Here is a 22,016-nt window from a genome sequence, read left to right as displayed (position 1 = left end):
GCAGGGAGGGGGCAGGGGGTTCAGGCGGTGAAGGGGGCGCCGTCCAGGGTCCAGTGGGGATCCCGGACGATGCCGAGCGCGGCGTAGACGTGCGCGGCGACGTCGGCGTGCCGGACGCCCGGCACGGTCGCGCCGGCGGGCAGACCGGGGCCGCACGCGGCCACCCATGCGGTGCGCTCCCGCTCGCTGCGACCTCCGTGGCCCCCCTCCTCGCGGTGGCCGTGGTCGGTCACCACGATGACCGTCCACTGCTCCCCGGCGTGGCCGGGGCGCTCGCGCACGGCCTTGACGATCCGGCCCAGGCGGCGGTCCGCGGTCTCGATCGACCGGCGGTACTCCTGACCGCAGCCGAGGAAATGGGCGGTCTCGTCGACGGCGCCGAGGTAGACGAAGGAGGCGTGGAGTTCCTCTCCGGAGCCCAGTACGCGTGCCGCTTCGGCCGTCACGGCCTCGTCGGCCTCCTCCCAGGCCTCCGGGGTGTCCTCGCGGGGGGCGATGAAGCTCAGCCGGCTGGGGGCGGTGAAGAGCGGACCGCCCTGCCGGGCGAGGAACAGGGGTGCCCAGCCGCCGACGGCGAAGGTGCGCCGTCCGTGTTCGAGGGCCAGGCGGGTGGTGAAGTCGGGGAAGACGTCGAGCCGGTTGCCGTCGAGACGGTTGCCCCACACCCCGTGTTTGGCGACGCCGACCCCGGTCACGATGGTGGTCCAGCACGGGCCGGACATGGTCGGCGTGGCGTCGTCGATCCCGACGGGCGCCAGGAAGCCCGCGCGGGCCACTGCGTCGAGGTGCGGCGTGTCCAGCTCCGGCAGCAGGTCGAGCCGTACGCCGTCGATGCCGACGACGAGGACGTGGCGGTTGTCCATTTCGGTCCAGGGTGTCCGAGGGTGGGAGGGTGGGTGGCCGGCGCTCGGGGGTGCGGTGGCGGGGCTCGTCCGACGCGATGTCAGGGGGTGACGCGGCGCAGCCGGATCAGCCGGCTCGCGTAGTCCCCCGTGGGCAGCCGCAGGTCGAGTCCGCGGTGGACCAGGACGGCGCCGCTGTGCACGCGGTCCAGGTCCGGGTCCAGGTAGTGGGCGCCGGCGTCGAGCGCGGGCAGCCTGACGGGGGCGGGCGGGTGGCCGAACCGGGCCGAGGGGCGCCAGGCGAGAACGGCGTGCTCGCCGCCGTCTTCGGCGGCGTAGTGGACGGCCGTCACCCCGCCCGTTCCCTCGACGCGGTACTGCACGCCGTACTGCACCAGCGGACGGATCCGCTTGTACGCGGCCACGAGCCCGGCGGCCTGGTCGAGTTCCTCCTCGGACCAGGTCGTCAGGTCTCCGCCGAGGCCGAGCGCGCCGGACATGGCCACGTGGAAGCGGAAGCGCAGCGGAGTGAGCCGTCCGGTGGTGACGTTGGGGCTGTCGGTGACCCATGCGGCCATGACCTGGGCGGGGAAGAGCTGGCTGAAGCCGTCCTGGATCGCGATCCGGTCGACGGGATCGGTGTTGTCGGAGGTCCACACCTGGTCGGTGCGGGCGAGGATGCCGAGGTCGGCGCGCCCGCCGCCGCCCGCGCACGCCTCGATGCGCAGGCCCGGGTGGTCGGCGCGGAGCCGGTCCATGACGCGGTAGACGGCCCGGGTGTGGTCGATCCAGAGCCGGTCCGGATCGTGATGCCCTTCCCAGCCGGTCTCGGTGAAGGCGCGGTTGGCATCCCACTTGAGCCAGTCGACCCGGTGGTCGCGGACGACGGAGTCGAGGGTGTGGTGGGCCCAGGCCTCCACGTCGGGCCGGGCGAAGTTCAGCACCAGTTGATTGCGCAGCTCGGTCGTCTCGCGCGTGGGGGAGTGGATGACCCACTCCGGGTGGGCGCGGTACAGCCCGCTGTCGCGGTTGACCATCTCGGGCTCCACCCACAGCCCGAACTCCATGCCGAGGCGGTGCACCTCGTCGGCGAGGGGGCGCAGTCCCTCCGGGAAGGCGTCGCGGCGCGGGACCCAGTCGCCGAGCCCCGCCCCGTCGCCCCGCCGCGCGCCGAACCAGCCGTCGTCCAGCACGAAGAGTTCGGCGCCGGCCCGGGAGGCCAGGTGGGCCAGCCGGACCTGTCCGGCCTGGTCGACTCCGAAACCGGTGGCCTCCCAGGAGTTGTAGACGACCGGCCGCTCCCGGCCGGGCTCCGGCAGCACGTGGTCCCGGACGTGGCCGTGCCAGGCGCGGCTGGCCGCGCCGAAGCCGTGCGGCGTGTAGAGGCCGGCGAACACGGGGGTGCGCAGGCTCTCGCCCGGTCGCAGCGTCCACCGCAGTCCCTCGTGCCCGAATCCGCCGGTCCAGGTGGTGCGGCCGACCGGGTCGCGGTGGAGGGTGATGCGCCAGCTTCCGCTCCAGGCGAGGGCGGTGCTCCACACCTCGCCCCGGTCTTCCGTCGCGGTGCCGTCGTCGAGCGCCAGCCAGGGGTTGGCGTGGTGGCCGGTGAGCCCCCGGCGGCTGGTGAGGACGGTCTCGGCGACGGAGAGCCGGTCGCGGTTCAGCTGGAACTCGCTGTTCCAGCCGCCCGTGAGGTGGCTGAGCCGGTAGTCGGCGAGCGCGGGGGCCGTCCAGGAGGCCGAGTCCAGCCGGTCGATGGTGATGGGGCCGGCGTCTTCCTCCGCCGCCGCGGTGTGGGTGAGCTCCACCCACCGTTCGATGACGTCACTGCCGGGGCGGACGCGGTAACACAGCTCGGCGCGCAAGGGGTAGTGGCGGTCGCACAGGCGCAGGCGCAGCTCGCCGCCGTCGACGGTGTGCCCGGCGAACCGCCACTGGGCGCCGCTGGTTCCGTCGGCGAACCGGACCTGGAGGCCTGCCGGGCCGAACCGCGCCCCGGTCTGCGGAGCGAGTTCGTCCGCGGCGGCGTCGGCTTCGAAGCTGCTGGCGGCGGGCGAGGCCGCCTCCGGCAGCCGGGCCAGGACCGCGGCGTCGAGCGGCGCGCCCCAGTACAGGTGCCGAGGGCTTCCGTCGAGGCCGACGCGCAGGGCGTACAGGCTGTTCGGCGTGCGGAGAAGCGCGACGCCGGGGCCGGGGTCGAAGGTGGCGAGCGGGAGCGCGGCAGGCACGAAGGGGTCTCCTGGGGTGCGGAAAGGACCACGGCCGTACGAAGGGTGGTGCGGGCGAGAGCCCCGCTGCGCCGAATGCCCGGGTACGGGCCGTGAGTTGGGCCAGAGGCTAAGGCGGAGACAGGCGGGAAATCAATACTGGACGAAGTTATTTATTTGCTCTACGTTGCACCCGTGTTTCGAAACGACTCCCAACCACTGGTCACCGCACCGGCCGAAACCGCGGTCCTCGCCCTGCTCCTGGCCGAGGGCCCGCTCAGCCGGGTCGAGCTCGCGCGCCGGACGGGGCTGTCCTCGACGGCCATCACCAAGGCCGCGAGACCGCTCATCGATGACGGCTATCTGCACGAACTCGCGCCGGAACGCACCGCTCCGGGGGCCGGCCGACCCGTCAACCCGCTGGCGGTCACCCCGGACCGGGAGTTCTTCGTCGGCGTGAAGATCAGCGACGACCGGCTGTTCGGCGTGGTGTGCGACCTGCGGGCCCGAGTGCGGGCGACAGCGGGCCGGACACTCGGTGACTGCCGGCCCGAGGCGGTGAGCGTGCTCCTGACCGAACTCGTCGACGAACTGCTCGACGCCGAGCCCGCGTTCCGCGCCCGGACCCGCCACCTGGGCATCGCGGTCTCGGGAGACGTGGACCGCGCAGGCGGCCGGGTCCGCTTCTCCGGCCGCCTCGGCTGGAGCGACGTCCAGCTCGCCGAAATGGTGAGCGCGTCCACCGGTCTGACGGTCACCGTCGAGAACGACGTCAAAGCACTCACCATCGCCGAGCACTGGTGGTTCGGGGAGGGGGTGGGCACCGGCTACTTCGCGCTGGTCACGATCGGCGCGGGCATCGGCTCCGCCATCGTCGTCAACGGACAGCTGGTGCAGGGCGCCTACGGCGTGGCCGGGGAGATGGGGCACATTTGCGTCGACCCGGCCGGCCCCCGCTGTCGCTGCGGGTCGGTCGGCTGCGTCGAGGCGCTCGCCTCCAGCGGAGCGATCCTCGAAGCGGTCCGCCGGGGCACCGGTCTCGGAGAGCTCGCGTTCGAGCAGGCCGTGGAGATGGCCCGCGACGGCAACCCCGTGGCGCGGGAGGCGTTCGCCCGCGCCGGCCGCGCGATCGGGGTCGCCATCGCCACGCTGGTCAATCTCGTCGGCCCGGAACGCGTCGTGGTGAGCGGCGAGGGGACGGACACCTACGACCTGTTCGGACAGCACATCAAGGACGCCTACGCGTCCCACACCTTCGGGGCCGCGGGCCGGTGCCCGCTGTCGCTGCGCCCGCTCCCCTGGGAGGAGTGGGCCCGCGGGGCCGCCGCGGTGGCGGTACAGGCGCTGTTCCCGTAGCACCGCACACGGCTCACCCGCCCGGCGCCCTTCCCTGCCGGCAAGCACTGAGGAAGGGCACCGGCCGGGCGGAACACACCCACATCACGCCTGCCCTCACGGAAGGATGCGACATGAGCGCACACAGAACCGAGCTTAGCCGAAGGCGTTTCCTCGGCGGATCGCTGATGATCGTCGCGGGCAGCGTGGTGACCACCGCCTGCAGCAACAACCCGGGCACGGGCGGCTCGTCCGCGGCCAGGACCACCCTGAACGTCTGGTACCACGCCTACGGCGAGGCCGGCGCGCAGCAGGCCGCGCTGCGCTACGCGACCGCCTTCACCAAGGCCCACCCGGACACGGCCGTCAAGGTCACCTGGGTCCCCGGCGACTACACGGCCAAGCTCAACGCGACGCTGCTCACCGACGCGGCCCCGGACGTCTTCGAGATCGGCGACTTCAGCGACAGCCTGGCCCGCCGGGGCCAGATCGCCGCGCTGGACGACCTCTACGGCAGCGCCAGGCCCGACTTCAACGACAACGCCATCGCCGGCGTGACGGTCGACGGCAAGCTCCACGGCGTCAAGATGATCGACGACATCATGATGCTGTACTTCCGCAAGAGCAGGCTGTCCGAGGCCGGAATCACCCCGCCCACCACGTTCGACGAACTCGTCGCGGCGGCGAAGGCCCTCAGCACCAAGACGGGCAAGGGCCTGTTCGTCGGCAACGACGGCCTGGGCGACAGCCCGATCCTCGCGGTCCGCTCCAACGGCGGCGATCTGGTGACCGACGGCAAGGTCGCCTTCGGCTCCCCGCAGGCGCTCGAAGCCCTGACCGGCCTGAAGCGCCTGCACGAGGACAAGTCCCTGCTCCTCGGCTTCACCACCGACTGGTGGGACCCGTCCGCCCTCACCCAGGACGTCGTGCCCATGCAGTGGTGCGGCCTGTGGGCGATGCCCGCGATCAAGGCCGCGCTCGGCGACGACTTCGGCGTCCTGCCGTGGCCCGCCTTCAAGGCCGGCGGGAGCCCCGTCGTGCGCGTCGGCGGCTGGACCAGCTGCGTCAACGCCAAGGGCAGGAACGTGGACGCCGCCAAGAAGTTCGTCCAGTGGCTGTGGGTCCAGGAGAGCGGACTGCAGAAGGACTGGGCCGAGAGCTACGGTTTGCACGTCCCGCCCCGCAAGTCCGTGGCGGCCGGCGCCGAGAAGCTCTCCGGCGGCGCCGCCCGGGAGGCGGTGGAACTGGCCGCCAAGTACGGCAAGCCCAACCCGGGCACCTGGGACACCGCCGTGAGCGACGCCTTCAGGTCGGCCGCCGCGAAGATCGTCGGCGGGCAGGGGGACCCCGCGCAGACCCTGGCGGAAGCAGTGGCCCGAGCCCAGACGGTCGTCGACAAGCAGCGCGGCTGATGGTCGCGGCACCGCACACCGGCACGCCCCGGTCCGGGCAGTCAGAGCAGTCCGGGCCTGCCGGGCCTTCGCCGGCTTCCCTGCCCTCCGGCCGCGGCGCGGCCCCCGCCGCCCGGCGGCCCCGCACCGCGCGCTCGGCCTGGGCCGCCTTCGCGCTGCTCACCGGGCCGACGCTCATCGGGCTCGGCGTCTTCAAGTACGTGGCCATCGGCTGGAGCTTCCTGCTCAGCCTGAGCGACGCCCGCGGCACCATAGCCCCCGGCCGGTGGGTCGGCCTGGACAACTACCGCACGCTGCTCTCCGACCGGACGTTCCGCGCGTCCCTCGGCCAGATCCTCCTGTTCACCGCATTCATCGTGCCCGTCACCTTCGCGGCCTCCCTCGGCCTCGCCCTGCTGGTGCACCGGATCCGGCGAGGGCGGGCCGTGGTGCGCACCGCCTTCCTCGTCCCGGCCGCCGTGTCCTACGTGGCCGCCTCGCTCCTGTGGAAGATGTGCCTGTTCAACGGGCTCCCCGCCGGCATCGCCAACACCCTCGCCGGATGGTTCGGCATGGACCCGGTCCCCTGGCTGCAGACCACTTCACCACCGCTGTACTGGATCGCCCTGGTCACCCTCCGGCTCTGGCTCCAGGTCGGCTTCTACATGGTGCTCTTCCTCGCCGGCCTCCAGGGCATCCCCCAGGACCTCTACGAGGCCGCCGCGCTCGACGGGGCGAAGGGCCTGCGGCTGCTGCGCGGCGTCACGCTTCCGATGCTGCGCAACACCTCCGTAGCCGTGCTGATGCTGCTCTTCATCGCGGCCTTCCAGGCCTTCGACGAGTTCTACAACCTGTTCAACAGCGGGCTCTCCGGCACCGGTGCGGCCCCCGTGCAGACCCCGTTGGTCTACCTGTACAACACCGCGATGGGCAGCCAGGACTACGGCCTCGGATCGGCCGGAGCCTTCGTGCTCACCGCCCTCATCGTCGGAGTGACCCTGATCCAGGGGCGCTTCACGGGATTCGGGAGAAAGGAAGGATGAGCCGCACATGAGCACCGTGCCGAGGCTCTCCGGAGCCCTGCGCCTCTCGGCGCGGGGACTGCTGATGGGTCTGCTGACGACGGCCTTCCTGACACCCTTCTACCTGATGCTGCGCGGTGCCCTGATGGACACCCGGGGCGTGAGCTCGCCCCACTGGACGTGGTGGCCGTCCACGATGCACTTCGAGAACTTCAGCGCGCTCTTCGGCGACCCGACCCTGTCCATGGGCAGGGCGCTGGGGAACTCGGCCCTGATCGCCCTCATCACGGCCCCCGTCTCCACGCTCCTGGCCTCCGCCGCCGGCTACGCCTTCGCGCGGATACCCGTACCGGGACGCGGCATCCTGCTCGCCCTGGTCGTCGCCACCCTGATGATCCCCAGCTCGGTGACCTTCGTACCGACCTTCGTCGTGGTCGGCTCGATGGGCGGGGTGAACACGCTGTGGGGCATCATCGCGCCCGGCCTGTTCAACCCCTTCGCCGTCCTGCTGTTCCGCAACTTCTACCTCCGGTTCCCGGCCGAGATCGAGGAGGCCGGACGGCTCGACGGGCTGGGCTGGTTCGGCCTCTACCGCCGGATCGCCCTGCCGAACTCGGGCGCCATGCTCGCCTCGCTCGGAGCGCTGGCGTTCATCGACAGCTGGAACTCCTTCCTGTGGCCCCTGGTCATCGGCCAGGACCCGTCGGCCTGGACGGCACAGATCGCCCTGTCGACGTTCCTCACCTCACAGACCGTCAACCTGCCCGGCCTGTTCGCCGGAGCCGTCGTGACGATCGCCCCCCTGGTCGTCATGTTCCTGGTGGCCCAGCGCTACATCGTCGAGGGCATCGCCACCAGCGGCCTCAAAGGCTGACCCCGGGGCGACCGTCGCCGCCGGCCGCACGCACGTCAAGAGCACGGCACATCCTCCATCCTCAGAAGGGGCCGACATGACAGGCACCCCACTGCTCCGACGCGCGACCGCGGCACTCGCCGTGCTGTCCGCGCTGCTCCTCGGCACGAGCACGGCCGCCGGCGCGGCGGCACCCGTTCGTGGCGGATCCGCCACCGTGACCGCCGCCCCGACCGGCGGCCAGGCCACGCCCACGGCCCTGACCGGTCCGCAGCTGGCCGCCTCCTGGACCGGCCCCCTCAGCACCCGGGGCCGTTGGATCGTCGACGCCGGGGGCAACCGCTTCAAGCTGAAGGCGGGCAACTGGGCGGGAGCCCAGGGGACGTGGACCGGGAGCGGGGACATCAACGATCCCGCCAGCCACATGCACGGCGAACCGGCCCACAGCATGCCGCTCGGACTGGACCGGGCCCCCATGGCCGCCATCCTCGCCGACTTCCACGGCCTGGGCCTCAACAGCATCCGGCTGCCGTTCTCCAACGCGCTCGTCCACGACACCACGCCCGTCCCGGACACGGCGGTCGCCGCCAACCCGCAGCTGAAGGGCAAGACCCCGCTCCAGGTCCTCGACGCCGTCATCGCGGCCCTCACCGCCGACGGCTTCGCGGTGATCCTCAACAACCACACGACCACCGCCCGCTTCTGCTGCGGCCTGGACGGCAACGAGCGCTGGAACAGCAGCCAGAGCACCCAGCAGTGKGTGGACGACTGGCTGTTCATGGTGAACCGCTACAAGGCCGACAAACGAGTGGTGGGCGCGGACCTGCGCAACGAGGTGCGCCGTGACACCTGGGACGACCCGAACTGGGGCTGGTACGACGGCCACGACGCCTACGCCGCCTTCGAAGAGGCCGGAAACCGGATCCTGCAGGCCGACCCCGACATGCTCGTCGTCATGGAGGGCATCAACTGGTACGGCGTCCCCCTCGCCGGACTCCCGCACGGGCGGCCGATGCTGACGCCGGTGGCCAACCTCTCCCACACGCTGATCGAGTCGGGCAAGCTCGTCTACGCCGCCCACTTCTACGCCTACACCGGCCCCGCCAACACCGGCGCGGGCAGCGGCCCCGGCTCCACGAGCGACCCGCGCTACCAGGACTTCACACCGCAGCAGCTCGCCCAGGTGGTGAACCAGGAGGCGCTGTTCGTCACCGAAGCCGGCCAGCACTTCACCGCCCCGGTGTGGATCAGCGAGTTCGGCGCCGGCGGCCGCGGCTCCGACGACGCCAAGGAACGGGCCTGGCTGCACAACTTCACCGACATCCTCACGACCAACGACACCGACTTCGCGATCTGGCCCCTGGTCGGCTGGACCGACGCAGCCGGCGCCCCGATGGACAACTGGGCCCTGCTGTCCTACAGCGCGACCGGCGTCCGCCAGGGCATCGAGGACGGCGGAGACTGGCGCGCCGACGACTGGAACAAGCTGGTCTCCGCCCCCGGCCGCACCGGTCAGGTGCCCCAGGTCAGCCACTGGAACATGCTCGACCTCGACCACGCCGACTACAACGTCTCCGCCACGATGTCGGCGCAGCCGGACTGGTCTCCGGGCAACCGCAAGGGCAACTGCCCGGACACCCAGCGGCTGACGGGCCTCGGCCGCAGCGACAGCCGGGGCCTGTGCACCGACGCGGGCGGGCCCCGGAAGGCGGCCGGCGCCTGGACCGTGGTCACCGACGAGCGCTACGTCACCCGGGGCGACTGGGCGGACGGCTACAACAAGCTGCAGTGCCCCGAGAACTCCTTCGCCGTCGGCTACAGCGTGCGCGACAACGCCATGTCCGCGCTGCTGTGCGCCCCCGCCGCGGGCCCGCTGCCCGTCACCGGCCGCACCATCTGGTTCGACCACGGCGACAACCGCCCGCTCACCGGAGGCTCGACCGGCAGCGACTGGGCGCCGGGCTACTACAAGGGCCAGTGCGCCGACACCGAATACGTCGCCGGAGTCGCCTTCACATGGCGGTGGAACCACGGCGGCGTCCCCGACGCGCTGCTGTGCCGCCCTCTGGCCTGACGGGCGCCCCTCTGCCCCTCGTCTCCGCTTCCCCCCTTCCCCGTTTCCCGAGGAGCGCACCGCATGCCCCGACTGGAGATCGCCGCAGACGGCTTCCGTCTCGACGACCGGCCGTTCCGCATCGTCTCCGGTGCACTGCACTACTTCCGCGTTCACCCGGGGCAATGGGCCGACCGGCTCCACAAGGCGCGCCTGCTGGGCCTCAACACGGTCGAGACCTACGTCCCGTGGAACCTCCACGCCCGCCGGCGCGGCGAGTTCCGGCTCGACGGAGGTCTCGACCTGCCCCGCTTCCTCCACCTCGCCGCCGCCGAGGGCCTGCACGTGCTGCTGCGCCCCGGACCGTACATCTGCGCGGAATGGGAGGGCGGCGGCCTGCCCTCCTGGCTCCTCGCCGAGGAAGACATCGCGCTGCGCAGCCGCGACCCGCGCTTCCTGCGCGCCGTGGACGAGTACCTGGGTGCCCTCATGCCGCCCCTCCTCGCCTCGCTCGGGAGCCGCGGCGGGCCGGTGCTCGCCGTCCAGCTGGAGAACGAGTACGGGGCGTACGGGGACGACCCCGGGTACCTCGCCCACCTGGCCCGGCTGCTCCGCCGCCACGGCGTGGACGTCCCCCTGTTCACCTGCGACCAGCCCTCGGACCTCGCACGCGGCGGTCTCGAAGGGGTGCTGCGCACCGCCAACTTCGGCAGCAGGGCCGAGACCGGCCTCGCACGGCTGCGCGAGCACCAGCCCGCCGGGCCCCTGATGTGCTCGGAGTTCTGGATCGGCTGGTTCGACCGGTGGGGCGGGACCCACGCCGTCCGCGACGCCGGCGATGCCGCCGCCGAACTCGACCGGCTGCTCGCGGCCGGTGCCTCCGTGAACATCTACATGTTCCACGGCGGCACGAACTTCGGCTTCACCAACGGGGCCAACGACAAGGGGACGTACCGCCCCACCGTCACCTCGTACGACTACGACGCCCTGCTGGACGAGGCGGGCGACCCGACCCCCAAGTACACCGCCTTCCGCGAGGTCATCGCGAAACACGCGCCGGTCCCCGACGAGCCGGTGCCCACCCCCGCGCCGAAGCTCGGCCACGGGCCGGTCGCACTGACGGAATGCGCGCCCCTGCTGGCCCAGGCGGATCTCCTCGGCAGCGCCGTGGAGGCGGCCCGCCCGCTCACCATGGAGGAGCTCGGACAGGACTTCGGCTTCGTCCTCTACGAAACCCGGCTGCCGGACCGGGGCCCGGCCGTACTGCAGGCCGAAGACGTGCGCGACCGCGCGCAGGTCTTCGTGGACGGACAACCGGTCGGCGTGCTCGAACGGGAGGGCCGTGCGCACGCCCTGGCCTTCGCCGTCCCCCGCCCCGGAGCCCGGCTGACGGTGCTGGTGGAGAACCAGGGCAGGGTCAACTACGGGCCGGGCGTCCACGACCGCAAGGGACTCCTCGGCCGCACCCTCGTGGGCGGCCGGGAGCCGGCGCTGTGGTCCAGCCGCGCCCTGCCCCTGGACGATCTCGCCGGCCTGTCCTTCACCGCCTCCGACCCGAAGTCGCCCCCGGTGGGACCCGCCTTCCACCGCGGCCACGTCGACGTCGAACGGCCCGCCGACACCTTCCTCGCCCTGGAGGGCTGGACCAAGGGCAACGTCTGGGTCAACGGCTTCGCGCTGGGCCGGTACTGGTCCCGCGGCGCCCAGGCCACGCTGTACGTCCCGGCCCCCGTGCTCAGGGCCGGCCGCAACGAGATCACCGTCCTCGAACTGCACGCCTCCACCACCCGCACGGTCGAACTGCGCGACCACCCCGATCTGGGCCCCACCGAGGAGTAGCCGAAGACGGCCACCGGCCACGACACGGGTCTCACGATGCAGAAGGAGCTGGTGGGAGCGGAGCCGGTCTTGGGAGGATGGGACTCCAACACGCCTACACGGAAGATGAGTTCATGAACGAGAAAGACCCGAAGGTCGAGGCGGTCGAGAAGTTCTTCGCCGCCTACGCGGCCGGGGACGTCGAAGGCATGAGTGCCGTCCTGGCACCGGACGTCCAGTGGACGATCCCCGGGCGGCACCCGCTGTCCGGGACCAAGCACGGCGTCGCCGAAGTCCGCAGCTTCTTCGACCAGCTCGGCAAGGCCGGCTTCCAGGCCGCCCCGATCTTCTTCGGCAGCAACGACGAGTACGTCGTGGACATCCACCGCGGCTGGACGACCGCGGGCACCGGCAAGGTCGACACGACCTGGGCCCTGGTGTGGCACTTCAACACCGACGGGCAGGTCGACCGCGTCGTCAACCTGAGCGCCGACCAGCACCAGATGGACAACTTCATCTGGGACAACTTCACCCTCGCACCGCYGCCCGACCGCCTCGCCTGACCGCCCCCCCTGGCGGATCCGGCGCCCCGCGACTTCGGACACCGGCCTCGGGGTCGGGTCAGGGGAGTGGTGGCGCGAGCAGTCCCGCGCCGTCGTAGCGGTGTCGAAGCGCCCGGAGCCGGGCCAGGTTGCCGCCGTAGGCCTGCCGTGTCTCGGTCTCGGTTTCGGGGAGGCCCGGTCTCAGTTCGACGTTGTAGACCCCGACGGTGTGCGGGGCCAGGGCCCGCAGCGTGTCGCGGGCCCACGACGTGCAGGCCTCGGTGTCGGCGGCGTCGTCCCAGATCGCGTTCAGCGGGATGCTCCACTCGGCCGTTCTGCCCCAGAACGCGGTGGCGGTGTCGTCGACGTCGGCCAGAGCCCCGCCGGTGTGCTGGAAGTCGATGCGGCAGGCCCGCGTGGGTGCGGCGCGGATCCGCTCCGCCAGGGCGTCGGCGACCGCGGCGTCGAGAGTGGGACCGGTGAAGACCGCTTTGCCGAAGAACGCACCACGCGGACCGTCACCCGGCCGGGGCAGCCGGATCGGTTCGGGCTCGGCGCCCCCGGCCCCGGGGATGGCGAACTCGGGCAGCCCGGCCAGATAGCGCCCGGACCTCTCCGAGCGGTAGAGGGGAGGCGAGCCCGCCCCGGCGACGACGGCGGAGGCCGCCGACCTGGCTCGCCCGACGGCGCTGTCGTTCCGGCTCGCGCAAGCGGTGTAGAGGAACAGGACCGGCTCGTGGGGCGAGAGGGAGGTGTAGCCGAGGACCGCGCTCATGGTGGTGTCCCGCGGAAGCTGCGGAGCGATCCGGAAATACGTGGCGAGCGCGTCCGGACCCACCACTGCACGGTCGACCCAGACCGGGGCGATCTCGTGGGTCCGGAACACCGCGGAGGTGACCACCCCCACGCAGGGCGCGCCGCCCCGCACCGCCCACCACAGGTCGGCGTCCTCGCCCGCGCTCCTCTCCGACAGACGCACGAGGTCACCGGACGGGAGCACCAGCTCGACCCCCACGAGATGGTCGACGGTGAGGCCCAGGGACCTCGTCAGGTAGCCGACGCCCCCTCGGGTGGCCATCCCCAGGCCCGTGTGGCCGGACACGCCGACCGGCAGGGCACGACCCGCCGGGCGGAGAACCCCGAGCACGGTGGCCATGGTCGCCCCGCCGTCGACGACCACCCGGTCTCCGTCCGGACGGGCGGCATCGCGATGCTCCGAGAGATCCAGCATGACGGCCCCGTCGGCGACACAGTTCGAGCTCAGGCCGCCCCCACGCACCGTGACCCGGACTCCCGCCTCGGTGGCGACCCTCATGACGGTCGCCACCTCCTCGGCCGTACGGGGCGCCACGACGCACGCGGGCCGTCGACGGGCGGCCTCCGGAAAGAACACGCGGGCAAGGGAGTCCTCGTACCCCGCGGTTCCGGGCGCGCGCACCGCCGCCCCGAGCGCGGACCGCAACGGCCCGACGATGCCGTCCGACGGACGGACCAGCGCGCTCATCGCGGCTGCCACAGTCGGAGATCGCCCGGTGAACGGGCTGAGAGCACGGGCATGTCACAACTGCTCACGGAGGCTCCGATTCCCGGCGAGCGGGTTTCGGGCGCGGAGCCTTCGGTTGTCCCGGATGGACGAGCGACAACCCCAGGAGGCTAAGCGAGCCGGACACCGCGCACAAGGTCCCGCGACCGGGACTGACCGGAAGCCGGCCCAGGCCCGATCGACAGGCATGACCCGGTGAACTCCCACTCCCCACCGGCCCATTGCGCGCGCGTCACGCAAACCGACGTGCCGGATCAGGGTCGGGGAGAGCAGGTCCCGCAGGTCGATCACCATGCGACACGTACCTGCCTAGGCGGCCCGCAGCGCCGCGAAGAGCCTGGTGCGCAGGAGCTGTACGGCCGGGGAGTGCTGGCCTCGGCGGGTGATGAGTCCGAGCCGGGCGTGCGTGGCGGCGTCGGCGAGCGGGACGGTCCGCAGGCCCGCGCCCTGTGTGGAGGACACGCTGAGGACGGCGGCGCCCGCGCCGCGCTCGGCGAGGCGCAGAAGGGCGGCCGGGGAGCTGGCGTCGATGTCCACGCGTGGGTCGAGCCCGATCCTTTGGCAGGAGTCCTCGTAGGCGGCGCGGATGCCGGTGCCCGGGGAGAGGCAGAGGATCTTCTCACCCTGGAGGTCGGCGAGGCGCAGTTCCGTCCGGTCGAGGGGGTGCCCGGCCGGGACGACGGCGGTGATCGGCTCGTCGATGACGATGCTCACGTCCAGGCCCGGAGTGACCTCGCCCGCGTAGCCGATCAGGGCCAGGTCGAGGGAGCCGGAGAGGACCCGGGCCTGGAGGTCATCGGAGTAGCCCTCGTGAAGGCTGAGCTCGATGCCGGGGTGGGTGCGGCCGAGTTCGGCGACGGTGTCGAGGAAGGCCGGGATCGAGCAGCCCATGATCATGCCGAGCCGGGCCCGGCCGCGGACGGCATCGGCGAATTCGGCGGCGGTGTGCTGGATGGCCTCCAGGGTGGCGAGGGCGTTCTTCGCGAGGGGGAGAACGGCCTCACCAACGGGGGTGAGGCGGATGTGACGGCCGGAGCGGTCGAGGAGTGGTTGGCCCAGCTCCGACTCCAGCTTGGCCACCTGGGTGCTGATGCCGGACTGGCTGACGTGCAGGCGATGGGCGGCGGCGGTGAAGGTGCCCTCGTCCACGATCGCGGCGAAGTAGCGCAGCTGATGTACTTCCATATGCAGTGATGATAGTTGCCATCGGATCCATCTGTTGGACGGATGGATGAGAGGGCCGGAGGATGGAGGCATGACGACGACGAAGACCGCGCGAGAGCTTGCCGAGACCTACTTCACCGCCTGGGAGGCGGGCGACTTCGAGGCATTGCGGGGGTTGCTGGCCGAAGACGTCGACTTCGTCGGAGCGCTGGGAACGGCCTCGGGGGTGGAGGAGGCGCTCGCCGGGCTGAAGGGGCTCGGTCAGGTGCTGGAGAAGATCGACGTGAAGACGCGGGTCGCGGAAGGAGATGAAGCGATCACCTGGTTCGACCTGCACACGAGCGTTGCGCCGCCCACACCGACCGCGAACTGGATGCACGTGGAGGACGGGAAGGTCACCCGGATCCGCGTGACCTTCGACCCCCGCGCACTGCTGGCGGGATTCGAGAGGCGGAACTGAACGGGGAGGCCCCCGGCGTCACGGGGGCGGGGATCAGGTGCAGGGCCGCCCGGAGCTCCACCGCTACCCCGGTTCCTCCTCACTGAGAACCGTGTCCGTGGGCATGGTGCGGGGCAAGGAGTGGGGCCTGGAGTGGGGCACGGTGGCGGCCGCATCGCCGCGTACGGCGTCGACCACCTCTTGGTGCAGGAGACGGCTGTCCTCCTCGGAGGAGCAGTGCACCGGACTGCCGGTGACCGTGAACCAGTCCGAACCGCCGCTGTACTGCACCGCCACATTGGCCTCCTGGCCCGACCAGGTGGTGTGCACGGTCAGGTCCCCACTGAGAACCCCCGCCTCCTCGGTCAGCACCCCGCCCCGCCCGGCGAAGACCCCTGTCGTCGTCCACGAAGCCCAGGTCATTGCGCATCGCCCCTCACCGCGGAGTGTCCTTGCCCCTTCCACGCTACGGCCGGGCCGGTGTTCTCGCGTGGTCGCCCCGCCGCAGCCCGCCGCATGCGCCGACCCGGCGCAGATGGGGACGGCTACGGCGACCCCGGCCCGGTGGGGAGGTGCAGCCGGAAGCGGGTGTGGCCGGGGCGGCTCTCGACCGCGACGGTGCCGCCGTGCGCGTGTGTCACGGCCTCGACGATGGAGAGCCCGAGGCCGGTGGATCCGTTGCGGCGCGAGCGGCCGGTGTCGGCCCGGGAGAAGCGGCGGAAGATGTCGGGCAGCAGGTCCTCCGGGATGCCGGGTCCGTCGTCGGTGACGGAGAGTCCGGCTTGCCGCGCACCCGCGGACAGGGCCACGACGACATGGGTGCCGGGAGGCGTGTGGAGGCGGGCATTGGCGAGGAGGTTGGCGACCACTTGGTGCAACCGGTGCTCGTCGCCGGGGACCACGACGGGATCCTCGGGCAGATCCAGTTCCCAGCGGTGGCCGTCGGCCAGCGCGCGGACGTCATCGAGCGCGTCGAGGACGGTCCGGGTCAGGTCCACCGGCTGCCGGTCCAGCGGGCGGCCGGCGTCGAGGCGGGCGAGCAGCAGCAGGTCGTCCACCAGCCCGCTCATCCGGGCGGACTCCGCGGCCACGCGTCCGAGGGCATGACGGACCTCGTCGGGAACGGGGCCGGGATGGCGCAGCGCCAGCTCGGCATGGGCCCGGATCGTGGCCACGGGTGTGCGCAGCTCGTGGCTGGCATCGGCGGCGAAGGCGCGCAGCCGCTCCTCACTGACATGGCGGCGGGTCAGGGCGTCGCCGACGTGGCCGAGCATGCGGTTGAGCGCGGTGGCGACCCGGCCGACCTCGGTGTCCGGATCCGTGTACGGGACGGGGTGGGGCATCGCGATCTCGCCGGTCGCCAGGGGCAGCCGGGTGACTTCGGCGGCGGTCCGCGCCACCTGTTCCAGCGGGCGCAGTGAGAAGCGCACCCACAGGGCGGCGGCGAGACCGGCGCTGATCAGGGCGGCGGCGAAGACCGTGCCCTCGACCGCCTCCAAACGGTGGACCGTCTCCTCGACCGGATGCAGCGGCAGCCCCGTGACCAGCAGGTCACCGTCGTCGCCCGGCACGGCAACGACCCGGTAGCAGCCGAGCGCGGACAACCGCACGCTGTGTCCCTCGCGGTCGTCCCGCACCGAGTCCAAGGTCCGGACGTCCGCCGGGCTGAGGGCGACCGACCGCTGGGCGGTGTCTTCCACGACTGCGGCCTCGGTCACCCGCCCGTCCAGGAGGCGGGCACCGAATGTTCCCGCCGCCTGCCCGCGGGTGTCGGGGAGGTTGTCGGCGTCGGGCTTGGCCTCGTGCTCCAGGCTGGCCGCGAACCGTCCTCCGCCTGCGGTGAGCTGCTGATCCACCCGGCCGATGAGGAATCCCCGCAGCGCGAGTACGGTCACCACTCCGACGGCCCCGCACGCCAGTCCCAGCAGGACCACCAGCCCGGCCGTCAGCCGGGCCCGCAGTGAGCGGGGCGGGCGCAGCCGTATTCGGGTCACGGATGCTCCGGCTTGAGTACGTAGCCCACCCCGCGCACCGTGTGGATGACCGGGGTCCGACCGGCGTCGATCTTCTTGCGGAGGTAGCTGATGTAGAGCTCGACCACGTGGGCGCGGCCGCCGAAGTCGTAGGACCACACCCGGTCCAGGATCTGCTCCTTCGACAGCACGCGGCGCGGGTTGCGCATCAGGAACCGGAGCAGTTCGAACTCGGTCCGGGACAGTTCGACGATCTGTCCGCCCCGCGCCACTTCGCGCGCCTCTTCGTCCATGACGAGGTCCCCCACCACCAGGCGCGGGCCCTGGCCGCCGCGGACCATCCCCGCCCGCCGCATCAGCCCCCGCAGCCGTGCCAGCACCTCCTCAAGGCTGAACGGCTTGGTGACGTAGTCGTCGCCGCCCGCCGTGATGCCCGCGATGCGGTCCTCCACCGCGTCCCGCGCCGTCAGGAACAGGACGCACACACCGGGGCAGAGCTCGCGCAGCGCCCGCAGGACGGAAAGCCCGTCCAGATCGGGGAGCATCCAGTCGAGGACGACGAGGTCGGGACGGAACTGCGCCGCGCTCGCGAGGGCTCCGGCGGCGTCCGCCGCGGTGCGGACGTCCCAGCCCTCGGAACGCAGGGCCGCGCCGAGCACGTCGGTGAGGTCCGGTTCGTCGTCGACGACCAGGACGCGGACCGCAGCGCCGTCGGGCCGCAGCAGCAGCGGGGGCGGTGAGGCAGGCGAGTGCATGGAGTGCATGGAGTGCATGGTCCGTCCAGCATCGCCGAGAACGGCGCTCCCGAGGGCCACCCCACCTTTGAGTTTCCTCTGAATCCGATCGGTACGTCGTCGTTCAAAGGATTCTCAGAACAAGTTCCGCAACGGTGTGGATCCGGCCCCGCCGGCCGCCCGCGCACCGCGTGCGGGACCGCTTCCCGAGGGACAGGAGACGCCGTGGCCGCTTATCCCGCCACCGACACGACCCGCAGGCCCGGGCACCGGCCGCCCGCAGGGCCGCTCGCGTTCCATATCGCCCCTACGGCCGTGCAGGTGCTGGGCTGGGCCGGTGCGGCCGGCGTCCTCGCCCTGTGGTGGGCCGACACCACCTCCGTGGTCGGCCCGGGCGGCTGGCTCACCGGCGCGGGCCGCGTCACGGGGCTGCTCGCCGGCTACGCCTGCGCCGTCGTCGTCGCCCTCATGGCCCGCGTTCCCTGGCTGGACCACACGGTGGGCAGCGACCGCCTGGCGCGCTGGCACGCGGCCGGCGGGCGCTATGCGATCTCGCTGATCCTCGTGCACGCCCTGCTGATCACCTGGGGGTACTCGCTCACCGGCCACACGGGTGTGCTGAACCAGACCACCACCCTGGTCCTGCGCTATCCGGAGATGCTCAAGGCCACGGCCGCGTTCGCGCTGTTCCTCCTCACCGCCGCCGTCTCCGCACGCGCGGCCCGGCGCAGGCTCTCCTACGAGACCTGGCAGCTCCTCCACTGCGCCACGTACGCGGCGATCTTCCTCGGCTTCGGCCACCAGCTCGCCAACGGCGCCGACTTCGTCGGCAATCGCAGCGCCCGGTTCCTCTGGTACGCGACGTACCTGACCCCGGCCGCCCTGGTGCTCTGGTTCAGGTTCCTCGCCCCGCTGCGGTCGGCCCGCAGGCACCGCCTCAGGGTCGCCGAGGTGCGCGAGGAGGGGCCCGGCGTCGTGTCGGTGTACGTCACCGGCCGGCGCCTGGACGAGTTGGCCGCGCAACCCGGGCAGTTCCTCCGCTGGCGCTTCCTGACCCGCGGTCTGTGGTGGACCGCGAGCCCGTACTCGCTGTCCGCCCCGGCCGGCCCGCGATGTCTGCGCATCACGGTGAAGGCCCTCGGCGCCCACAGCGCCGCCCTGGCCCGGCTCACCCCCGGCACCCGCGTGTGGGCCGAAGGCCCCTACGGCGCGCTCACCGCCCGGAACACCCGGGCCGGACGCGCCCTTCTGCTGGCCGGAGGCATCGGCATCACACCGCTGCGCGCCCTGTTCGAGTCGCTGCCCGGCGACCTGGTCCTCGTGTACTGGGCGCGCACACCGGCCGATCTGGTGCTGCGCGGCGAACTGGACGCCATCGCCGCCGCGCGCGGGGCCCGGGTGTACTACTCGGTGGACGAGCCGGCGGGGCACGAGCTGGCGCTCACCGCCCCCTGCCTCACCGCCCTCGTTCCCGACCTCGGCCACCGGGACGTCTACCTCTGCGGTCCGCCCGGCATGACCGCAGCCGCCGGCACCGCCCTGAGGGGGGCCGGGGTCGCGCCCCACCGGGTCCACCAGGAGTCCTTCGCTCTGTGATCCCCACCCCGGCACCGTTTCCCGATGGCCCCCATCCGTCTCCCGAGGAGCCCCGTTGCGCCGTACCGCCGTCACCACCGCAGCGACCGTGACAGGCATCGTCTCGCTGCTCGCGCTCAAGCCCCACCAGGCCGCCCGCCCCGCCGTCTCCGCACAGTCGCCGGCCGCGCCGGACCCGACGACCGGGGCGGCATCGGGCACGACGGGTCCGAGCCGCTCCGGCACCTTCACCGGCGACGTGATCGACACGCGCTACGGGCCCGTGCAGGTCGCCGTCACGATCAGCGGCGGCAGGCTGACCGCGGTCGAAGTGCTCCGGGTCCCCTCGGAGAACCGCCGCGACCGTGAGATAGCCTCCTACGCCGTGCCCCGCCTCACCGACGAGGCGATCGGCGCCCAGAACGCGCGGATCGACGCCGTGTCCGGAGCCACCTACACCAGCGAGGGGTACACCCGCTCCCTCCAGAGCGCCCTGGACAAGTCCCTTGCCTGAGCGGGAAACCGGTTCGACGGAGCGCCTGCGCCACACCGAACACGTCATGGGAACGGTCTTCTCCTTCGACCTGCGCCACCGCCCCACCCCCGCGACGCAGGCCGCCCTGGCAGAGGCCGTGGCCTGGCTGCACCACGTGGACCGGACCTTCTCCACCTACCGCCCCGACAGTGCCATCAGCCGCATCGACAACGGATCGATGCGCCTCGCCGACGCCCCCCAGGAGGTCGGGCACGTCCTGTGGCTGTGCGAGCGGGCCGAGCGGGACACCCGGGGTTGCTTCTCGGCACGCGCCGGAAACCGCTTGGACCCATCGGGTCTCGTCAAGGGATGGGCCGTCGAGCAGGCGTACGCCATGCTGCGCGCCGCCGGAGCGCCCAACAGTCTCGTCAACGGGGGTGGCGACATCCGCCTCGGCGGGGAACCCGCCCCGGGCCTGCCGTGGCGCGTGGGCATCGCCGACCCCTGCCGACCGGGCAGGCTGCTCGCCACCGTCGAAGGCCGGGACTTCGCAGTGGCCACGTCGGGCGGCGCCGAGCGCGGACCGCACGTCCTCGACCCCCGCACCGGCCGCGCCGCCCACCGGCTCCTGGCCGCCACGGTCACCGGTCCGGACCTGACCTGGGCCGACAGCTGGGCCACCGCGGCCGTCGTCCTCGGCCCCGACGCCCACACGTGGATCGCGTCGCGGCCTGGGTACGAGCTCCTCACGGTCGGCCTGGACGGGCAGGCCCGCCGAAGCTGCGGCTTCCCGCTCACGGGACCGGCGGAGCGCACGGCGCGGCGCGATGTCACACCCTGAGCAGAGCGGAGGGAGCCGCGCCCGGCATCCGGGCTCTGCGGATGGTGACAGCCGGGGTCGTCATCAGATCACCGGCCCGGAGTGACCCGGCCTTCGCGGTGTCGCCGAGGCGACGCGTCTGCTCGCTCATGCCGAGACGGCGGTCGCGGAATTCTTCCTTCAGGAACAGGGCGGCTTCCGAAACCACGCCGACGACGCGGCCTTCGCCTGCGACCACAGGGGCGGCGCAGTCGGCGGAGTCCGCAGGGTGCCCATGGTGTGCCTCCGACCCTCACTCCTCGGACTCACGCCGTGGCCGGGAGTCCGGGACGGCCGCGAGGGTCGTACCGCTGGGCCCGACCGGTCCCGCTCGGGGCCGTCCGGCCCGGACGCTTCGTACATCGCCTACCTGGAAGAGCGGGCCGCCAACCCCAGCGCCGGTTCGCTCGTACGTCTCGCCGACGTGCTGGGGACCACCGTCGCCGAACTGACCGGAGCCACCACCGAGCAACCGCCCGGCCGGGGAACCGCCTGGCTGGACTCCGCACTCGTGGCGCTCGGCGAGGAGGAATGCCGTCGGCTGCTTTCGACGCACGGCATGGGCCGCGTCGCGGCCTTCACCGCGGAAGGCCCCGCGATCTTCCCGGTCAACTACGTCGTCGCCGGGAACGACAACGACATCGCCCTGCGGACCTCGGACGAAGCGCTGCTCGCCCGTGCCGCCGGAACCGAGGTGGCCTTCGAGGTCGACCACATCGACGACGCGATGAAGCAGGGCTGGAGCGTGATGGCCGTCGGCGAGGTCGTCGGCGTCACGGACGGCGAAGCCCTTCAGCGCCTGGACGCCGTCGCGCGCTCCCTGCCGTGTGCGGGGGCCGCCGCACCCACTGGATGTCGTCACCCCCGTCCGGATCACCGGCCGTCGCGCGGGCCGTCACTGAAGCCGGTCCGAGCCGCCGTCTTCGGACGCAGCGGAGGCGAGGGGCCTTCGACGCGGAGCACACTGAGAGCATGGAGGAGAAAGGACCACCGGAAGCCCCGGCACTGATACCCACGGGCGAAGCGGACAGCCACCTGTGGGTACGGAGAGTCGTCATGACGGGGAAGGCAGTGCTCGTGGCCCACGGCGACAGGCACGGCGCGCCGGCCGACATCGCCCTACGGATCAGCCGGAGCCGGGCCCGTCACAGCGGTACCGGACTCGGCGCCGAGCACTGAGCGGATCGGCAC

21 protein-coding genes are annotated in these 22,016 nt (G+C 72.4%); 13 read left to right on the top strand and 8 right to left on the bottom strand.

The features are described 5' to 3' along the window. Nucleotides 1–20 precede the first annotated feature (20 nt). Together AB4039_RS12665 and AB4039_RS12660 are read right to left on the bottom strand one after the other, a co-directional pair. Nucleotides 21–863, bottom strand: coding sequence for an alkaline phosphatase family protein (locus AB4039_RS12665; RefSeq protein ID WP_442270747.1), 843 nt, complete (start codon nucleotides 861–863; stop codon nucleotides 21–23). Between the two features lie 80 nt (nucleotides 864–943). Continuing rightward, nucleotides 944–3,070 carry an alpha-galactosidase gene (locus AB4039_RS12660; protein WP_442270746.1) on the bottom strand — a complete coding sequence of 709 codons (2,127 nt, stop codon included), beginning with the start codon at nucleotides 3,068–3,070 and terminating at the stop codon, nucleotides 944–946. Between the two features lie 174 nt (nucleotides 3,071–3,244). Between AB4039_RS12660 and AB4039_RS12655 the strand changes: the two genes are divergently transcribed. The 7 genes from AB4039_RS12655 to AB4039_RS12625 all read left to right on the top strand — a co-directional run bounded on the left by AB4039_RS12655 (nucleotide 3,245) and on the right by AB4039_RS12625 (nucleotide 12,084). Beyond that, nucleotides 3,245–4,405: an ROK family protein gene (locus AB4039_RS12655; protein WP_442270745.1), complete on the top strand. Its 1,161-nt coding sequence runs from the start codon at nucleotides 3,245–3,247 to the stop codon at nucleotides 4,403–4,405. Between the two features lie 113 nt (nucleotides 4,406–4,518). Then, nucleotides 4,519–5,796 carry an ABC transporter substrate-binding protein gene (locus AB4039_RS12650; protein ID WP_442270744.1) on the top strand — a complete coding sequence of 426 codons (1,278 nt, stop codon included), beginning with the start codon at nucleotides 4,519–4,521 and terminating at the stop codon, nucleotides 5,794–5,796. Beyond that, entirely contained in the window at nucleotides 5,796–6,818 is a 1,023-nt protein-coding gene (locus AB4039_RS12645; RefSeq protein ID WP_266844526.1) for a carbohydrate ABC transporter permease, read from the top strand. The genes AB4039_RS12650 and AB4039_RS12645 overlap by 1 nt, the downstream gene beginning before the upstream one ends. Before the next feature lie 7 nt (nucleotides 6,819–6,825). After that, nucleotides 6,826–7,671 (top strand): carbohydrate ABC transporter permease, encoded by an 846-nt coding sequence (locus tag AB4039_RS12640; protein ID WP_266844525.1) that lies wholly within the window; start codon nucleotides 6,826–6,828, stop codon nucleotides 7,669–7,671. A gap of 76 nt (nucleotides 7,672–7,747) precedes the next feature. Further along, a complete protein-coding gene (locus AB4039_RS12635) occupies nucleotides 7,748–9,724 on the top strand; it encodes a glycoside hydrolase family 5 protein (protein ID WP_442270743.1) in 1,977 nt (658 codons plus the stop codon). Between the two features lie 63 nt (nucleotides 9,725–9,787). After that, the gene (locus AB4039_RS12630) at nucleotides 9,788–11,542 is read left to right on the top strand and encodes a glycoside hydrolase family 35 protein (RefSeq protein WP_442270742.1); all 1,755 of its coding nucleotides are present in this window, start codon (nucleotides 9,788–9,790) and stop codon (nucleotides 11,540–11,542) included. Between the two features lie 113 nt (nucleotides 11,543–11,655). Beyond that, nucleotides 11,656–12,084, top strand: coding sequence for a nuclear transport factor 2 family protein (locus tag AB4039_RS12625; protein WP_442270741.1), 429 nt, complete (start codon nucleotides 11,656–11,658; stop codon nucleotides 12,082–12,084). Nucleotides 12,085–12,142: 58 nt separating this feature from the next. Here the strand turns inward: AB4039_RS12625 and AB4039_RS12620 are convergent, their stop codons facing one another. Next, the gene (locus tag AB4039_RS12620; protein WP_442270740.1) at nucleotides 12,143–13,567 is read right to left on the bottom strand and encodes an FAD-binding oxidoreductase; all 1,425 of its coding nucleotides are present in this window, start codon (nucleotides 13,565–13,567) and stop codon (nucleotides 12,143–12,145) included. Nucleotides 13,568–13,915: 348 nt separating this feature from the next. Continuing rightward, nucleotides 13,916–14,791, bottom strand: a complete 876-nt coding sequence (locus tag AB4039_RS12615) for a LysR family transcriptional regulator (RefSeq protein WP_442270739.1) — start codon at nucleotides 14,789–14,791, stop codon at nucleotides 13,916–13,918. 70 nt (nucleotides 14,792–14,861) lie between these two features. Here AB4039_RS12615 and AB4039_RS12610 point away from each other — a divergent pair, with 70 nt between their 5' ends. After that, nucleotides 14,862–15,230, top strand: coding sequence for a nuclear transport factor 2 family protein (locus AB4039_RS12610; RefSeq protein ID WP_266844514.1), 369 nt, complete (start codon nucleotides 14,862–14,864; stop codon nucleotides 15,228–15,230). Between the two features lie 63 nt (nucleotides 15,231–15,293). Here AB4039_RS12610 and AB4039_RS12605 read toward each other — a convergent pair whose 3' ends face one another. From AB4039_RS12605 to AB4039_RS12595, 3 genes are all read right to left on the bottom strand, one after another. Continuing rightward, nucleotides 15,294–15,632 (bottom strand): hypothetical protein, encoded by a 339-nt coding sequence (locus tag AB4039_RS12605; protein ID WP_266844512.1) that lies wholly within the window; start codon nucleotides 15,630–15,632, stop codon nucleotides 15,294–15,296. A gap of 122 nt (nucleotides 15,633–15,754) precedes the next feature. After that, nucleotides 15,755–17,194 carry a sensor histidine kinase gene (locus AB4039_RS12600; protein ID WP_442270763.1) on the bottom strand — a complete coding sequence of 480 codons (1,440 nt, stop codon included), beginning with the start codon at nucleotides 17,192–17,194 and terminating at the stop codon, nucleotides 15,755–15,757. A gap of 5 nt (nucleotides 17,195–17,199) precedes the next feature. Then, nucleotides 17,200–17,946, bottom strand: coding sequence for a response regulator transcription factor (locus tag AB4039_RS12595; protein ID WP_442270738.1), 747 nt, complete (start codon nucleotides 17,944–17,946; stop codon nucleotides 17,200–17,202). Between the two features lie 195 nt (nucleotides 17,947–18,141). On the opposite strand from AB4039_RS12595, the gene AB4039_RS12590 reads away from it, so the two are divergent. From AB4039_RS12590 to AB4039_RS12580, 3 genes are read left to right on the top strand one after another with little or no spacing between them, the layout of a single operon-like run. After that, nucleotides 18,142–19,512, top strand: coding sequence for a ferredoxin reductase family protein (locus tag AB4039_RS12590; protein ID WP_442270737.1), 1,371 nt, complete (start codon nucleotides 18,142–18,144; stop codon nucleotides 19,510–19,512). 55 nt (nucleotides 19,513–19,567) lie between these two features. Continuing rightward, nucleotides 19,568–20,005, top strand: a complete 438-nt coding sequence (locus AB4039_RS12585; RefSeq protein ID WP_266844510.1) for an FMN-binding protein — start codon at nucleotides 19,568–19,570, stop codon at nucleotides 20,003–20,005. A 46-nt stretch (nucleotides 20,006–20,051) separates the two neighbouring features. Then, nucleotides 20,052–20,807 carry an FAD:protein FMN transferase gene (locus AB4039_RS12580; protein WP_442270762.1) on the top strand — a complete coding sequence of 252 codons (756 nt, stop codon included), beginning with the start codon at nucleotides 20,052–20,054 and terminating at the stop codon, nucleotides 20,805–20,807. Here AB4039_RS12580 and AB4039_RS12575 read toward each other — a convergent pair. Then, the gene (locus tag AB4039_RS12575; protein WP_442270736.1) at nucleotides 20,797–20,994 is read right to left on the bottom strand and encodes a hypothetical protein; all 198 of its coding nucleotides are present in this window, start codon (nucleotides 20,992–20,994) and stop codon (nucleotides 20,797–20,799) included. The two genes, AB4039_RS12580 and AB4039_RS12575, sit on opposite strands and share 11 nt — an antisense overlap. 66 nt (nucleotides 20,995–21,060) lie before the next feature. Here AB4039_RS12575 and AB4039_RS12570 point away from each other — a divergent pair, with 66 nt between their 5' ends. Together AB4039_RS12570 and AB4039_RS12565 are read left to right on the top strand one after the other, a co-directional pair. After that, nucleotides 21,061–21,834, top strand: coding sequence for a pyridoxamine 5'-phosphate oxidase family protein (locus AB4039_RS12570; protein ID WP_442270735.1), 774 nt, complete (start codon nucleotides 21,061–21,063; stop codon nucleotides 21,832–21,834). Between the two features lie 47 nt (nucleotides 21,835–21,881). Then, a complete protein-coding gene (locus tag AB4039_RS12565; protein WP_266844507.1) occupies nucleotides 21,882–22,004 on the top strand; it encodes a hypothetical protein in 123 nt (40 codons plus the stop codon). Nucleotides 22,005–22,016: the final 12 nt, after the last annotated feature.

The sequence above is a fragment of the Streptomyces sp. M-16 genome (assembly GCF_052114405.1).
Taxonomy (GTDB): Bacteria; Actinomycetota; Actinomycetes; order Streptomycetales; family Streptomycetaceae; genus Streptomyces.
This window is presented reverse-complemented; position numbering and strand designations above follow the sequence as displayed.